General features: G+C 60.3%; 12 protein-coding genes. 3 read left to right on the plus strand and 9 right to left on the minus strand.

Features of this window, described 5'->3' with window-relative positions; translation table 11 throughout:
* Positions 1-179: 179 nt before the first annotated feature.
* The 8 genes from fdhA to IAI51_RS17690 form a co-directional block, all read right to left on the minus strand.
* Positions 180-1379 carry a formaldehyde dehydrogenase, glutathione-independent gene (fdhA, locus tag IAI51_RS17655; RefSeq protein ID WP_042561444.1) on the minus strand — a complete coding sequence of 400 codons (1200 nt, stop codon included), beginning with the start codon at positions 1377-1379 and terminating at the stop codon, positions 180-182.
* Between the two features lie 149 nt (positions 1380-1528).
* On the minus strand, positions 1529-2386 hold the full coding sequence (purU, locus tag IAI51_RS17660) for a formyltetrahydrofolate deformylase (RefSeq protein WP_187679646.1): 858 nt from the start codon (positions 2384-2386) through the stop codon (positions 1529-1531).
* Between the two features lie 212 nt (positions 2387-2598).
* Entirely contained in the window at positions 2599-3231 is a 633-nt protein-coding gene (locus tag IAI51_RS17665; RefSeq protein WP_187679647.1) for a sarcosine oxidase subunit gamma, read from the minus strand.
* Positions 3232-3288: 57 nt separating this feature from the next.
* The gene (locus IAI51_RS17670) at positions 3289-6306 is read right to left on the minus strand and encodes a sarcosine oxidase subunit alpha (RefSeq protein WP_187679648.1); all 3018 of its coding nucleotides are present in this window, start codon (positions 6304-6306) and stop codon (positions 3289-3291) included.
* Entirely contained in the window at positions 6303-6632 is a 330-nt protein-coding gene (locus IAI51_RS17675; protein ID WP_187679649.1) for a sarcosine oxidase subunit delta, read from the minus strand. Before IAI51_RS17675 ends, IAI51_RS17670 begins: the two co-directional genes overlap by 4 nt.
* A 14-nt stretch (positions 6633-6646) precedes the next feature.
* Entirely contained in the window at positions 6647-7897 is a 1251-nt protein-coding gene (locus IAI51_RS17680; RefSeq protein WP_095187127.1) for a sarcosine oxidase subunit beta, read from the minus strand.
* A gap of 20 nt (positions 7898-7917) precedes the next feature.
* Positions 7918-9171: a serine hydroxymethyltransferase gene (gene glyA / locus IAI51_RS17685; RefSeq protein WP_187679650.1), complete on the minus strand. Its 1254-nt coding sequence runs from the start codon at positions 9169-9171 to the stop codon at positions 7918-7920.
* A gap of 259 nt (positions 9172-9430) precedes the next feature.
* Complete coding sequence (locus IAI51_RS17690) at positions 9431-10141, minus strand: TraX family protein (RefSeq protein ID WP_187679651.1); 711 nt, start codon at positions 10139-10141, stop codon at positions 9431-9433.
* Positions 10142-10268: 127 nt separating this feature from the next.
* On the opposite strand from IAI51_RS17690, the gene IAI51_RS17695 reads away from it, so the two are divergent.
* The 3 genes from IAI51_RS17695 (at position 10269) to IAI51_RS17705 (ending at position 13004) form a co-directional block, all read left to right on the plus strand.
* A complete protein-coding gene (locus tag IAI51_RS17695) occupies positions 10269-11309 on the plus strand; it encodes a low specificity L-threonine aldolase (protein ID WP_187679652.1) in 1041 nt (346 codons plus the stop codon).
* Between the two features lie 205 nt (positions 11310-11514).
* Entirely contained in the window at positions 11515-12048 is a 534-nt protein-coding gene (locus IAI51_RS17700; RefSeq protein WP_187679653.1) for an REP-associated tyrosine transposase, read from the plus strand.
* A gap of 131 nt (positions 12049-12179) precedes the next feature.
* Positions 12180-13004, plus strand: a complete 825-nt coding sequence (locus IAI51_RS17705; protein ID WP_187679654.1) for an SDR family oxidoreductase — start codon at positions 12180-12182, stop codon at positions 13002-13004.
* A 121-nt stretch (positions 13005-13125) separates the two neighbouring features.
* Here IAI51_RS17705 and gbcB read toward each other — a convergent pair whose 3' ends face one another.
* On the minus strand, positions 13126-14226 hold the full coding sequence (gene gbcB, locus IAI51_RS17710; protein ID WP_187679655.1) for a glycine-betaine demethylase subunit GbcB: 1101 nt from the start codon (positions 14224-14226) through the stop codon (positions 13126-13128).
* Positions 14227-14496: the final 270 nt, after the last annotated feature.

The following is a 14496-nucleotide window of genomic DNA, read 5'->3' on the forward strand; positions in this document are numbered from 1 at the left end:
TCGACCTGATCGACGACCGACAATTTAAAGGTCAGCGTGTAATCACGCTGACTGCGCCTTTCTCCCGTATTCATTACTCCCTCCTGAGAATGGGTCAGAAGGTGTAAACCTTATTCAGGACGGGACATAACAAACAAAAAAGGGCAACCCGAGGGTTGCCCTTCTTATAGGGGTGAAACCTACGCCGCACTAAACAACTTGTGCGGATCAATCACAAACTTCTTCGGCACACCCGCATCGAACTCGCCGTACCCTTCCGGCGCCTGATCAAGGCTGATGACCTGCACGCCCACTACTTCGGCGATGTTGATGCGATCCCACATGATCGCCTGCATCAGCTGGCGGTTGTACTTCATCACTGGCGTTTGCCCAGTGTGGAAGCTGTGGGATTTGGCCCAGCCCAGACCGAAGCGGATGCTCAGGCTGCCCATTTTCGCGGCGGCGTCGACGGCGCCCGGGTCTTCGGTGACGTACAGGCCCGGAATACCGATCTTGCCGGCGACCCGCACCACGCCCATCAGCGAGTTGAGTACGGTGGCCGGCGCTTCGGATTTCACCCCGTCATGGCCGTGGCCACGGGCTTCGAAGCCCACGCAGTCCACCGCGCAATCGACTTCCGGCTCGCCCAGCAGTGCGGCGATCTGTTCGTGCAGCGGGGTGTCTTTGGACAGGTCGACAATTTCGAAACCCTGCGCCTTGGCGTGGGCCAGGCGGATGGTGTTGACGTCGCCGACGATCACCACCGCAGCGCCCAACAGACGCGCCGAAGCGGCGGCGGCCAGACCGACCGGACCGGCGCCGGCAATGTAAACGGTGCTGCCCGGGCCAACGCCCGCAGTCACCGCGCCGTGGTAACCGGTCGGCAGGATGTCGGAGAGGCAAGTCAGGTCGCGAATTTTCTCCATGGCCTTGTCGCGGTCCGGCAGTTTCAGCAGGTTGAAATCGGCGTACGGCACCAGCACGTATTCGGCCTGGCCACCGGTCCAGTCGCCCATGTCGACGTAACCGTAAGCGCCACCGGCGCGGGCCGGGTTGACGGTCAGGCAGACGCCGGTGTGTTGCTCCTTGCAGGAACGGCAGCGCCCGCAAGCCACGTTGAACGGTACGGAGACCAGATCGCCGATTTTCAGGTTTTCGACGTCGGAGCCTTTTTCGATCACCTCGCCGGTGATCTCGTGACCCAGTACCAGACCGGTCTGCGCCGTGGTACGGCCGCGCACCATGTGTTGGTCGGAGCCGCAGATGTTGGTGGAAACCACTTTGAGAATGACCCCGTGCTCGATCTTGCGACCGCGCGGGTCCTGCATTTTCGGATAGTCGATTTTCTGTACTTCGACCTTGCCAGCGCCGAGATACACCACACCACGATTGCCAGACATGCTTTCACCTCGCTGTTGTTTTTATGGAACCGCGTTGCCCAGGCAGCGCGTTAAGTGCTCGGTAAATCAAAAGATCGCAGCCTTCGGCAGCTCCTACATGAATCGCATCCCCCTGTAGGAGCTGCCGAAGGCTGCGATCTTTTAGCTATCTAAAGAACGACGGTGCGATTGGCGTTGAGAAACACCCTGCGCTCAATGTGATAGCCAACGGCGCGGGCCAAGGTCAGACCTTCGATATCCCGCCCCTTGGCAATCAAATCTTCCGGGTAATGACTGTGATCCACCGCCTCGACACCTTGGGCAATGATCGGCCCTTCATCGAGGTCGTTGTTGATGTAATGCGCGGTCGCGCCGACCAGTTTCACGCCCTTGTTATAGGCCTGGTGATACGGCTTGGCACCCTTGAAGCCCGGCAACAGAGAGTGATGAATGTTGATCGCCTTGCCATCGAGCTTGCGGCACAGCTCCGGCGACAGCACCTGCATGTAGCGAGCGAGAATCACCAGTTCGGCGCCAGACTCTTCGATCACCTGCAAGACCCGACGCTCCTGCGACGGTTTGTCGTTGGGATCGAGGGGGAAATGGTAGTAGGGAATCTGGTGCCAGTCGGCCAACGGCTTGAGATCCGGGTGATTGGAGACCACCGCCGCCACGTCCATCGACAACTGGCCGATGCGCTGGCGGTAGAGCAAGTCGTTGAGGCAGTGATCGGCCTTGGAGACCATGATCACCACTTTTGGCCGGTAGTTCGGCGCGGTCAGCTCGAAGATCATGCCGAAGGCCTGGCCACGTTCGGCGAGGCCGGCACGGAAGGATTGTTCGTCGAAACCGTCGGGCTGGCGGAATTCCACACGAATGAAAAAACGCCCGGAGAGGCGATCATCGAAGGAATGGTGCTCGGTGACGTAGCAACCCTGCTCGAACAGAAAACGCGTCACCGCGTCCACGGTGCCGAGAACGCTGGGGCAGTCGGCGGTCAGAATCCATGTGTCTGGGGCGCGGCTCATGGTGCGGTGACTCCTGTTCTTTGTGCGGGGTGTCAGGTTTTTCCCTCACCCTGGCCCTCTCCCAGAGGGAGAGGGGACTGACCGAAGTGTTCTTTCGAGCTACGCCGACCTGAAATTCCGAATGTGAATGCAGATCGTAAACACACCCGAGATCGGCTCCCTTTCCCCCTCTCCCCCCTGGGGGAGAGGGCTGGGGTGAGGGGGTAGCGATCTCAAGCCTGAACACTAAGCCCGTATTCAGCCGAAGCATCCTGCAACCACAACCACCAGTAATCCGAGAAGCTGCGACGGATCAGCAGTTCCCAGGTGTCTTCAGCGGTGTGACGAATCATCAGCTGCGACTTGGCGAACACCGTGCCCACGGCTTTACCAACCGGGAAGTTGTTCGGGTGCACGTCGTAGCTGGTGGACTTCATCAATACCTGACGCACATTCGGTCCGCTCAGTTCGAGCACTTGCTGGCCGCCGCTGACGTTGACGATTGCAATGTGCAGATCACCCAGCGCTTCACGCAGCTTCTGCTCGGCGGCAAGTTCTTCGCCGCTCGGCACGATCAGCAGCCACTCATCCGGGCCCATCCATTGCAGGCTGGTTTCGCCTTTGACGATGACGCTCAGGGCGCCCGGCAGTTCAATGCCCAGGGCCTTGTGTACGCCAGCAGCGAACGCTGCATCGTGACCATCGCCACGGATGGTCAGGTGACCCAGTATTTTTTTCTCACGCACGATCACGCCGGCATTCTTGCGGCCCTTGCCGACCAGACTGGCGAGGTCGGCATGGTGCAGCGACGACTCGGCACGGGCACCGGTGGTCGGGCGTTGTTGGTACACGTTGGCTGTGGTCATAAAGCACCTTTGCTGAATTCTTGATCGTTCCCACGCTCTGCGTGGGAACGATTAGTGTCAGATGTTCTGGCGATCACCCTTCGGATCGAAGAACACCGAAGAAACAATCTCTGCCTCGATCACGCTGCCATCGGCCAGCGGTGCAAACACCCGCTCACCGAGGCGTTTCAGACCGCCCTTGACCACGCCCATGGCAAACGAATAGCCAAGGGAGTTGTGCGCATAACTGGAGGTCACGTGGCCGACCATCGTCATCGGGATCGCCTGTTTGGTGTTGAACACCAACTGCGCACCTTCCGGTAGCCATTTAGTCGGATCGATCGGCTTCAGGCCTACCAACTGTTTGCGCTGATCACGCACACAATCTTCACGGTTCATGCCGCGCTGGCCGATCCACGAGAACGGTTTGGTGCGACCGACGCACCAGCCCATGTTCAGGTCGTCCGGGGTCATTGAGCCGTCAGTGTCCTGGCCGACGATGATGAAACCTTTCTCGGCGCGCAGAACGTGCATGGTTTCAGTGCCGTACGGGGTCAGGTTGTACTGCTTGCCGGCCTCGACGATTTTCTCCAGCACGCCCATCGCATAGTCGGCCTGCACGTTGACTTCGTACGACAGCTCACCGGTAAACGAGATACGGAACACCCGCGCCGGCACACCGCCAACCAGACCTTCTTTCCAGGTCATGAACGGGAAGGCTTCGTTGCTCAGGTCGATGTCGGTCACGGCGCTGAGCAGCTTGCGGCTGTTCGGGCCGGACAGGGTCATGGTCGCCCAGTGGTCGGTCACGGAAGTGAAGTACACCTTCATGTCCGGCCATTCGGTCTGGTGGTACAGCTCCAGCCATTGCAGGACGCGCGCGGCGCCGCCGGTGGTGGTGGTCATGACGAAATGGTTGTCCGCCAGGCAAGCCGTCACACCGTCGTCGAAGACCATGCCGTCTTCTTTGCACATCAAACCGTAACGGGCCTTGCCCACGTCGAGCTTGGTCCAGGCGTTGGTGTACACGCGGTTGAGAAACTCGCGGGCATCCGGGCCTTGAATGTCGATCTTGCCCAGGGTCGAGGCGTCGAGCAGGCCGACGCTGTCGCGCACGGCTTTGCATTCGCGCTTCACGGCAGCGTGCAGGTCTTCACCGTTTTTCGGGAAGTACCATGGACGTTTCCACTGGCCGACGTCTTCAAATTCGGCGCCGTTTTTCAGGTGCCATTGATGCAGCGCGGTGTAACGAACCGGCTCAAAGATGTGTCCACAGTGACGGCCGGCCACGGCGCCGAACGTCACCGGCGTGTAGTTCGGACGGAACATCGTGGTGCCCATCTGCGGGATGGTCACGTTCAGCGAACGGGCAGCGATGGCCAGACCGTTAACGTTGCCGAGCTTGCCCTGATCGGTGCCGAAGCCCAGCGCGGTGTATCGTTTGACGTGCTCGACCGACTCGAAACCTTCGCGGGTCGCCAGTTCGATGGCGGCGGCGGTGACGTCGTTTTGCAGGTCGACGAATTGCTTCGGCGCGCGGGCAGTGCCCTTCTCGTGCGGCACCTGGAACAGCGCCAGCGTCGGCTCTTCGAGACGGCTCAGGGCTTTCGGCAGCGTGCCTTCGACCGCCGCGAAACCGGCTTCACTGGCAGCGCGCACGCCACCTTCAAAACCATCGGCCAGCGAATCGCCGAGACCGTAAACGCCGTTGATGCCACCGACGCACACGCGTTTCTGCGGAGCTTCGCCCGGGATGAAACCGAGGATGTCTTCGCGCCAGGTCGGCTTGCCGCCCAAGTGCGAGGCCAGGTGAACCACCGGGCTGTAACCGCCGGAAGTCGCGACCACATCGCAGTCGAGCCATTCGCCCGGGCTGGTCACGGCGTGCGCCTTCACATCAATCGCGGCGACGCGGGCAGCGGTAACGCGCTTGCTGCCACGGGCCTCGATCACGGCACTGCCGGTGAGGATGCGAATGCCTTTGGCGCGGGCTTCTTCGACCAATGCACCGCGCGGATTGCTGCGCGCATCGGCGATGGCCACCACTTGCAGACTGGCGTCGAGCCAATCCAGAGCCACGCGATAGGCGTGATCGTTGTTGGTCGACAGCACCAGTTTTTTACCCGGTGCCACGCCGTAACGGCGCACGTAAGTCGAGACCGCACCGGCGAGCATGTTGCCCGGCACGTCGTTGTTGCCGTAGACCAGCGGACGCTCGCAAGCGCCGGTGGCCAGCACCACACGCTTGGCGCGGACACGGTGAATGCGCTGACGTACCTGACCGATCGGTGCGCGGTCGCCGAGGTGATCGGTGAGGCGTTCGTGAATGGTCAGGAAGTTGTGGTCGTGGTAGCCGTTGACCGTGGCGCGCGGCAACAGCAGCACGTCCGGCGTGTCCTTCAATTCAGCGATGACACTGGCAACCCAATCCATCGCCGGTTTGCCGTCGAGGCTTTCGCGGGAATCAAGCAGGCTGCCGCCGAACTCTTCCTGTTCATCAGCCAGAATCACCCGGGCACCGCTGCGCGCGGCCGCCAGTGCAGCCGCCAGACCGGCAGGGCCGGCGCCGACGATCAGCACGTCGCAGTGCTGGTTCATGTAGTCGTAGGTGTCCGGATCGACTTCGGTCGGCGAACGGCCCAAACCGGCAGCCTTACGAATGTATTTCTCGTAAGTCATCCAGAACGATTGCGGGTACATGAAGGTTTTGTAGTAGAAACCCGGCGGCATCAGCTTGCCGCCGACCTTGCCGAGAATCCCCATCATGTCGTTGTTGACGTTCGGCCAGCCGTTGGTGCTGGTGGCGACCAGGCCTTGGTACAGCGCCTGTTGCGTGGCGCGCACGTTAGGGATCTGCGTGGCTTCAGTCGCACCGATCTGCAGCACGGCGTTCGGCTCTTCGGCGCCAGCGGCGAAGATGCCGCGTGGACGCGAATACTTGAAGCTGCGGCCGATGATGTCGACGCCGTTGGCGATCAGCGCAGCGGCCAGCGAGTCACCCTCGAAGCCTTTGTAGGTCTGACCGTTGAAGGTGAAGCTCAGCACTTTGTTGCGGTCGATCCGTCCACCGTTGGACAGGCGATTGGTCTGGCTCATACCTTCTCTCCCAGCGCCGTCGTGGCTGTTTTCGCAGCATCAGCCTTGTCGGTGAATTGCGGCTTGGTGCCGATCTTGTAGGTTTCGAGAATCTCGTAGGTCACGGTGTCGCGGGTGACGTTGAAATACTGGCGGCAACCGGCGACGTGATCCCACAGCTCGTGGTGCAGACCGCGCGGGTTGTCACGGAAGAACATGTAGTCGCCCCACTCCTCGTCGGAACAGCTTGCAGGGTCCAGTGGGCGCGGAATGTGCGCCTGACCGGATGCGTGGAATTCCTCTTCGGAGCGCAACTCGCCGCAGTGAGGACAGAAGATATGCAACATGGGGATTTCTCCTGTTAGTGGGCAACCGCAGCAGCGCCGTGTTCATCGATCAACGCACCGTTGTGGAAACGGTCGATGGAGAAAGGTGCAGCCAATGGGTGCATTTCACCCTTGGCCAGACTCGCGGCAAACACGTTGCCCGAGCCAGGAGTTGCCTTGAAGCCGCCGGTGCCCCAACCGCAGTTGAAGAACATGTTCGGTACCGGCGTTTTCGAAATGATCGGGCAGGCGTCCGGCGTGGTGTCGACGATGCCGCCCCACTGACGGTTCATGCGTACTCGCGACAGCACCGGGAACATCTCGACGATGGCCTGGATGGTGTGCTCGATCACCGGGTACGAACCGCGCTGGCCGTAGCCGTTGTAGCCGTCGATACCGGCGCCGATCACCAGGTCGCCCTTGTCGGACTGGCTGATGTAACCGTGCACGGCGTTGGACATGATCACGCTGTCGATAATCGGTTTGATCGGCTCGGACACCAGCGCTTGCAGCGGGTGGGATTCGATCGGCAGACGGAAACCGGCGAGTTTGGCCATGTGCCCGGAATTGCCGGCCGTGACCACACCGACGCGTTTGGCGCCGATGAAGCCCTTGTTGGTTTCAACGCCAATGCACACGCCGTTTTCCTTGCGGAAACCGATCACTTCGGTCTGCTGGATCAAGTCCACACCGAGGGCATCAGCGGCACGGGCAAAGCCCCACGCCACGGCATCGTGACGGGCCACGCCGCCACGACGCTGGACGGTTGCGCCCAGCACCGGGTAACGGGTGTTTTTCGAGCAGTCGAGGTACGGGATCTCGTCAGCGACTTGCTGGGCGTTGAGCAGTTCGCCATCGACGCCGTTGAGGCGGTTGGCGCTGACCCGACGCTCGGAATCACGGATGTCCTGCAGGGTGTGGCAGAGGTTGTAGACGCCACGCTGGGAGAACATCACGTTGTAGTTCAGATCCTGCGACAGGCCTTCCCACAATTTCATCGCGTGTTCGTACAGGTGCGCCGACTCGTCCCACAGGTAGTTGGAGCGGACGATGGTGGTGTTGCGCGCGGTGTTACCGCCGCCCAGCCAGCCTTTCTCGACCACGGCGACATTGGTGATGCCGTGCTCTTTCGCCAGATAGTAGGCCGTCGCCAGACCGTGCCCGCCACCGCCGACGATGACCACGTCGTAGACTTTCTTCGGCGTCGGCGTGCGCCACATGCGCTGCCAGTTTTCGTGGTGGCTGAGGGAGTGTTTGAAGAGGCCGAAGCCCGAATAGCGTTGCATAGTCATTTACTCCAGAACGCTCAGCGATAAACCGGGAAGTCTGCGCACAGGGCCGAAACCTGCTGGGCAACATTGGCCTCGACATCGGCATCGCCGAGGTTATCGAGGATGTCGCAGATCCAGCCGGCCAACGTCACGCACTGGGTCACTTTGAAACCGCGCGTAGTCACCGCCGGGGTGCCGATGCGCAGGCCGGACGTCACGAACGGCGACTGCGGATCGTTCGGCACGGCGTTCTTGTTGACGGTGATGTGCGCGCGGCCGAGGGCGGCGTCGGCGTCTTTGCCGGTCAGGCCCTGACGGATCAGGCTGACCAGGAACAGGTGATTGTCGGTACCGCCGGACACTACATCGTAGCCACGTTTGATAAATACGCTCGCCATGGCCTGGGCGTTGTCGATCACTTGCTGCTGATAAGCCTTGAAGCCCGGCTCCAGCGCTTCCTTGAAGCACACGGCTTTACCGGCGATGACGTGCATCAGCGGGCCGCCCTGAGCGCCGGGGAATACGGCAGAGTTGAGTTTCTTCTCGATCTCTTCGTTGGACTTGGCCAGGATCAACCCGCCACGTGGGCCGCGCAGGGTTTTGTGCGTGGTGGTGGTGACTACGTCAGCGTAAGGCAGCGGGTTCGGATAGAGACCGGCAGCAACCAGACCCGCGACGTGGGCCATGTCGACGAACAACAGCGCACCGACCTTGTCGGCGATCTGGCGGAAGCGTGGGAAATCCAGGGTTTTCGAGTAAGCCGAGAAACCGGCGACGATCATTTTCGGTTTGCACTCGACGGCCAGACGCTCGACTTCGTCGTAATCGATCAGCCCGGTCTTGGTGTCGATGCCGTACTGCACGGCGTTGTAGAGCTTGCCCGAGGACGACACTTTGGCGCCGTGGGTCAAGTGACCGCCGTGGGCCAGGCTCATGCCAAGGATGGTGTCGCCCGGCTGGATCAGCGCCAGATACACGGCACTGTTGGCCGAAGAACCGGAGTGCGGCTGGACGTTGGCGTAATCGGCGCCGAACAGTTGCTTGGCGCGTTCGATGGCCAGCGCTTCGACTTTATCCACATGCTCGCAGCCACCGTAGTAGCGCTTGCCCGGATAACCTTCGGCGTATTTGTTGGTGAGGCCGCTGCCCTGCGCTTGCATCACGCGTTTGCTGGTGTAGTTCTCCGACGCGATCAGCTCGATGTGATCTTCCTGACGTTGCTCCTCGGCATTCATCGCCGCCAGCAGTGCATCGTCGTAACCCTGGATCTGGTCTTGCTTGCTGAACATCGCGTCTCTCCCAGCGGCGGCGGTGCGCCATTCGTCTCGGTCAGGCACCTGCGTGCCCTTTGATGCGATGGTATGACCGGTGCAGACAGCTCAAATGCCTACGGACGCCACGCAAAGGTGCGTTTACGACATGGCGGGAAATGGCTTGGAGAATGCAGTCCACTGTAGGAGCTGCCGCAGGCTGCGATCTTTTGATCTTGCTTTTGATTCTAAAAAGCCAAAGTCAAAAGATCGCAGCCTGCGGCAGGGCGTACAGGGGTTATGCAATTACCTGGCGGAGGGCGAGCAGTACGAGGAAATGCGCGGGATAGAGGGCGTAGGCCCAGCGCCTCATCGGTGTCGGCTGGAAGGTTTGGGCATGTCGCAACAGGAGCATCCCAAGCAATGGCGCAATCAGGCAAATGATGAGGCCGAAGATCGCCAACTCATTGCCGAACCGCGCCGATTTGAGCAACACCCGCCATTGATTCGCCGCCAGGCACACCAGCCCCGGCAACACAGCGAAATACCACGGACGACGAATCACCAACAACGTCGCCAGCGGCAGTAAAACACCAAAGAAACCGAACATCAGCCGTTCCGAGAACAACGCAGAAAGCAGCAACGCGCCAGCGCCGAGCAGTCGCGAAACCAGCGCTCCATCCTGCCAGCCCCGCGCCACCAGCAAACCCAGCGCCAGCGTCGGCATCACGTTCAACGTATCGGGATCAGGAATGTACATCCGATAGGGAATTTCGCTGACGGCGCTGAAAACCACCAACCACCCCAAATAGCGCCACTCAGTCTGGCGCGCTCCATCACGGGCAAGATTCGCCGCCATCGCCAGACAGAACCACGGAAACGCCAACCGCCCCGGCACATACAACCAATCGGCGGAGTAGCCGACATATCGCAGGTGATCGAGCAACATGCTCAGCAGCGCCAGCCACTTGAGCAGATCCAGCGCGCCGTCGCGTTTTCTCAGGTGCATAATCGGCCCGTGTCCTTGTAGAGTTCTGCCAGCGACATCCCGTGTGCTCCCCGGATGATCTTCGGTAAAGTGCGCACCATCATTGACCAACGAGTCGCCACAAGCGCCTCGACCACGGAAGCCGGCCATGACCGACAAGAGCCAACAATTCGCCAGCGACAACTACTCCGGTATCTGCCCTGAAGCCTGGGCCGCCATGGAACAGGCCAATCACGGGCACCAACGCGCTTACGGCGACGATGAATGGACAGCGCGCGCCGCTGATCATTTCCGCAACCTGTTCGAAACCGACTGTGAAGTGTTCTTCGCCTTCAACGGCACCGCCGCCAACTCGCTGGCGCTGTCGTCGCTGTGCCAGAGTTACCACAGCGTGATCTGCTCGGAAACCGCCCACGTCGAAACCGACGAATGCGGCGCGCCGGAATTCTTCTCCAACGGCTCGAAACTGCTGATCGCCCGTACCGAAAACGGCAAGATCACACCGGAATCGATCCGCGAAGTCGCGCTCAAGCGCCAGGACATTCACTACCCTAAACCGCGCGTGGTCACCCTGACCCAAGCCACCGAAGTCGGCAGCGTTTATACCCCGGAAGAAGTCCGCGCCATCAGCGCCACCTGCAAGGAGCTGGGCCTGCACCTGCACATGGACGGCGCGCGTTTCTCCAATGCCTGCGCGTTCCTCGGCTGCTCGCCGGCCGACCTGACCTGGAAGGCCGGCGTCGACGTGCTGTGCTTCGGCGGTACAAAAAACGGCATGGCGGTGGGTGAAGCGATCCTGTTCTTCAACCACAAACTGGCCGAAGACTTCGACTACCGCTGCAAACAGGCCGGGCAACTGGCGTCGAAAATGCGCTTTCTGTCGGCGCCGTGGGTCGGCATCCTCGAAAACGACGCCTGGCTCAAATACGCCCGCCACGCCAACCACTGCGCGCAGTTGCTGGCGGAACTGGTCAGCGACATTCCCGGCGTTGAGCTGATGTTCCCGGTGCAGGCCAACGGCGTGTTCCTGCAACTCTCGGAACCGGCCATCGCGGCCCTGACCGCGAAAAACTGGCGTTTCTACACCTTCATCGGCAAGGGCGGCGCACGCTTCATGTGCTCGTGGGACACCGAAGAAGAACGCGTACGCGAACTGGCGCGCGATATCCGCGAAGTCATGTTGGCCTGACCTCTGCCGCACGATCGTTCCCACGCAGAGCGTGGGAACGATCTTTGATCGGGAATGACTTTTCCCACCGTAATACCAGACTCCTCTTCTAGCGCGATCTCTTCGCCCGCCTCACCCTGATCGTTCCCACGCTCCGCGTGGTAACGCATCCCGGGACGCTCCGCGTTCCATTCCCATCGCACCGCAAGATTCAAGGAAGAATCCCATGGGCCGCAGCCGCTACACCATTATCGAAACCGACAAACCGCATTTTCTGACCTGCACGGTCATGGAATGGTTACCCCTGTTCATCCGCCCTTACATCGTCGACCACCTGCTTAATTGCTGGCGCTATCAGCAGGCCAATCAGGATTTGAAGCTCTACGGCTACGTGATCCTGGAAAACCATCTTCACTTCGTCGCCCAAGCACCCGACCTGAGCAAATGCCTGAGTCAGTTCAAGTCATTCACAGCTCGAAAGATTATTGATGATCTGCAAAGCAAAGGCGCCGACAAAGCCCTGCAACGTCTGCGCTTTAGCAAACGCGCGCACAAGCAGGATCGGGTGTACCAGTTGTGGCAGGAAGGGTCTCACGCAGAAATGGTTTATAGCGAATCGGTGATGCGCCAGAAGCTTGAATACATCCACAACAATCCAGTGAAACGCGGATATGTGGACTTGCCGGAGCATTGGCGTTATTCGAGTGCCAGGAACTACGCGGGAATGCCGGAGCTGATTGAGGTTCAGTGCTGGTATTAAAATGGGACGCGGAGCGTCCCGAGCTGCATTCCCACGCGGAGCGTGGGAACGATCAACGGTGTTACCTGATCTGCTTGGTCTACATTGGTTGTCGAGCCTCCGCTCACATAACAACAAGCAGGAGCATCGGCATGTCGTTACAAGGAAAAACCCTGTTCATCACTGGCGCCAGCCGTGGCATCGGCCGTGAGATTGCGCTGCGCGCCGCCAGGGATGGGGCCAACATCGTGATTGCGGCGAAGAGCGCCGAACCTCACGCCAAATTACCCGGGACCATTCACAGCGTCGCGGCGGAAGTCGAGGCGGCGGGCGGAAAGGCTCTGGCCCTGCAAGTGGATGTGCGTGATGAAGACGCCGTACGCCAGGCGCTGGCTCAGGCCAACGAGCACTTCGGCGGTATCGATGCCTTGGTGAACAACGCCGGGGCGATCAAACTTACCGGCGTGCAACACATCGAACTCAAGCGTTTCGACCTGATGCACCAGATCAACACCCGCGCCGTGCTGCTGTGCAGTCAGGCTGCCCTGCCCTATCTGAAGAAATCCGCCGGGCACATTCTCAACCTGTCACCGCCACTGAATCTGGCGACCAAGTGGTTCGCCCAGTACAGCCCTTACACCGTGACCAAGTACGGCATGAGCATGCTGACGCTGGGGATGAGTGAGGAATTTGCCAATTTCGGCATCAGCGTCAATTCGCTGTGGCCGCAGACGATGATTGCCACGGCAGCCATCGAGTTTCAGCTGGGTAATCGCGAGTCGTTCAAGCATGCGCGTACGCCTTCGATCATGGCGGATGCGGCGCATGTGATTTTGAGCAGTAGCGGACGGCAGATTACTGGGCGGTTACTGATTGATGAGGAGATTTTGCGTGAACAGGGCGTGACTGAATTCGATCATTACCGCTACGAGCCGGACAGCGACGCAACCCTGATGCCCGACCTGTTTGTAGATTGAAATACACAACCTCTGTGGGAGCGAGCCTGCTCGCGAATAGGCCGTGTCAGACAACGCAGATGCTGAATGACACACCGCATTCGCGAGCAGGCTCGCTCCCACATTGGAGTTGCGCCAATCTTTAGAACTCGATGCGCACGTCGCCTTTGGGCACGCTGCAGCACGACAGGATGAAACCCTCCGCCTCGTCGTCCTCGGTAATCCCGCCGTTGTGGTCCATCTCCACTTCGCCCCCCAGCTTGAGCACCTTGCACGTTCCGCAAATCCCCATGCCGCAGGCTTTCGGGATCATCAACCCAAGCTTGGCCGCCGCCGCATGCACGGTCTCGCCCGGTGCCACACGAATGCTCTTGCCGGACGAGGTGAATTCCACCTGATGCAGGTCTGCCGCATCGATTTCCGGTGCGTCGGCGGCCTGTTCGGCTTGCTCGACTGCATCAGCCCGCGCTTCGGGTGGCGTCGCACCGAACGACTCTTCGTGATAACGCGACATGTCGTAGCCAGCGTTTTCCAGCAAGCGCTTGACCGCCGTCATGTACGGCGTCGGCCCGCAGCAGAACACTTCGCGCTCCAGAAAATCCGGAACCATCAGTTCCAGCATCTTGTGGTTCAGATAGCCGCGATACCCGGCCCACGGCTCGCCCAGACCATGCTTCTCGCAGATCAGGTGCAGGCTGAAGTTATCGATCCGCGACGCCATGTGTTCCAGCTCGCGGTGGTAAATGATGTCTTTCGGCGAACGGGCGCTGTGGATAAACGTCATGTCGACGTTAGCGTTGGTGTCGTAGAACCAGCGCGCCATCGACATGCACGGGGTGATGCCTACGCCGCCGCTGAGGTAGAGGACTTTCGGGCTCGGAAAGTCGATACCGTTAAACAGCCCGACCGGCCCGTGCACGGCCAATTCCTGGCCTTCATGCAGCGTGTCGTGCAACCAGTTGGACACCTTGCCGCCCGGCACCCGCTTGATCGTCACCGAAAAGCTGTACGGCACCGACGGCGAACTGGAGATCGTGTAGGAGCGCATGATCGGCTGGCCTTCGATCTCCAGCTCCAGTGTCACGAATTGCCCGGGCTTGAAGAAGAACAGGATCGGCTGGTCGGCCATAAAGCAGAAGGTGCGCACGTCCCAGGTTTCCTGGATGACTTTGACGCAACGGACGATGTGTCGGCCATTGGCCCAGGTCTGGGTGGTGACCGGATTCAGGAAGCTGTTGGACATGCTGTTCTCCACGGCCGACTGTCGGCCTCATGTCGGCGATTCTGCGTATAGCGCGAACCGCCCGTTTACCTATCCGCGACATTGACATACTTATCGCGACCAGCCCCCAACCGCCGGGGGTTGCGCGTCGGGAACAGATTGCATCATGTCGCCCATGGATAAGGTTCCCGCCTGCGCCGGCCCCACACTCGCCTCACACCAAGACGAATTCTTTACACCTTGCGTAGCAACCGTTTACAGCACACCTGATTAGCCACTTTCGCCGGCCAC

Origin of the sequence: Pseudomonas sp. N40(2020) (assembly GCF_014472415.1) — a bacterium.
GTDB lineage: Bacteria > Pseudomonadota > Gammaproteobacteria > Pseudomonadales > Pseudomonadaceae > Aquipseudomonas.

Coding starts and splice junctions, on each gene's coding strand:
- fdhA (WP_042561444.1), bottom strand. CDS start 1,379: ATGTCTGGCAATCGTGGTGTGGTGTATCTCGGCGCTGGCAAGGTCGAA.
- purU (WP_187679646.1), bottom strand. CDS start 2,386: ATGAGCCGCGCCCCAGACACATGGATTCTGACCGCCGACTGCCCCAGC.
- IAI51_RS17665 (WP_187679647.1), bottom strand. CDS start 3,231: ATGACCACAGCCAACGTGTACCAACAACGCCCGACCACCGGTGCCCGT.
- IAI51_RS17670 (WP_187679648.1), bottom strand. CDS start 6,306: ATGAGCCAGACCAATCGCCTGTCCAACGGTGGACGGATCGACCGCAAC.
- IAI51_RS17675 (WP_187679649.1), bottom strand. CDS start 6,632: ATGTTGCATATCTTCTGTCCTCACTGCGGCGAGTTGCGCTCCGAAGAG.
- IAI51_RS17680 (WP_095187127.1), bottom strand. CDS start 7,897: ATGCAACGCTATTCGGGCTTCGGCCTCTTCAAACACTCCCTCAGCCAC.
- glyA (WP_187679650.1), bottom strand. CDS start 9,171: ATGTTCAGCAAGCAAGACCAGATCCAGGGTTACGACGATGCACTGCTG.
- IAI51_RS17690 (WP_187679651.1), bottom strand. CDS start 10,141: ATGCACCTGAGAAAACGCGACGGCGCGCTGGATCTGCTCAAGTGGCTG.
- IAI51_RS17695 (WP_187679652.1), top strand. CDS start 10,269: ATGACCGACAAGAGCCAACAATTCGCCAGCGACAACTACTCCGGTATC.
- IAI51_RS17700 (WP_187679653.1), top strand. CDS start 11,515: ATGGGCCGCAGCCGCTACACCATTATCGAAACCGACAAACCGCATTTT.
- IAI51_RS17705 (WP_187679654.1), top strand. CDS start 12,180: ATGTCGTTACAAGGAAAAACCCTGTTCATCACTGGCGCCAGCCGTGGC.
- gbcB (WP_187679655.1), bottom strand. CDS start 14,226: ATGTCCAACAGCTTCCTGAATCCGGTCACCACCCAGACCTGGGCCAAT.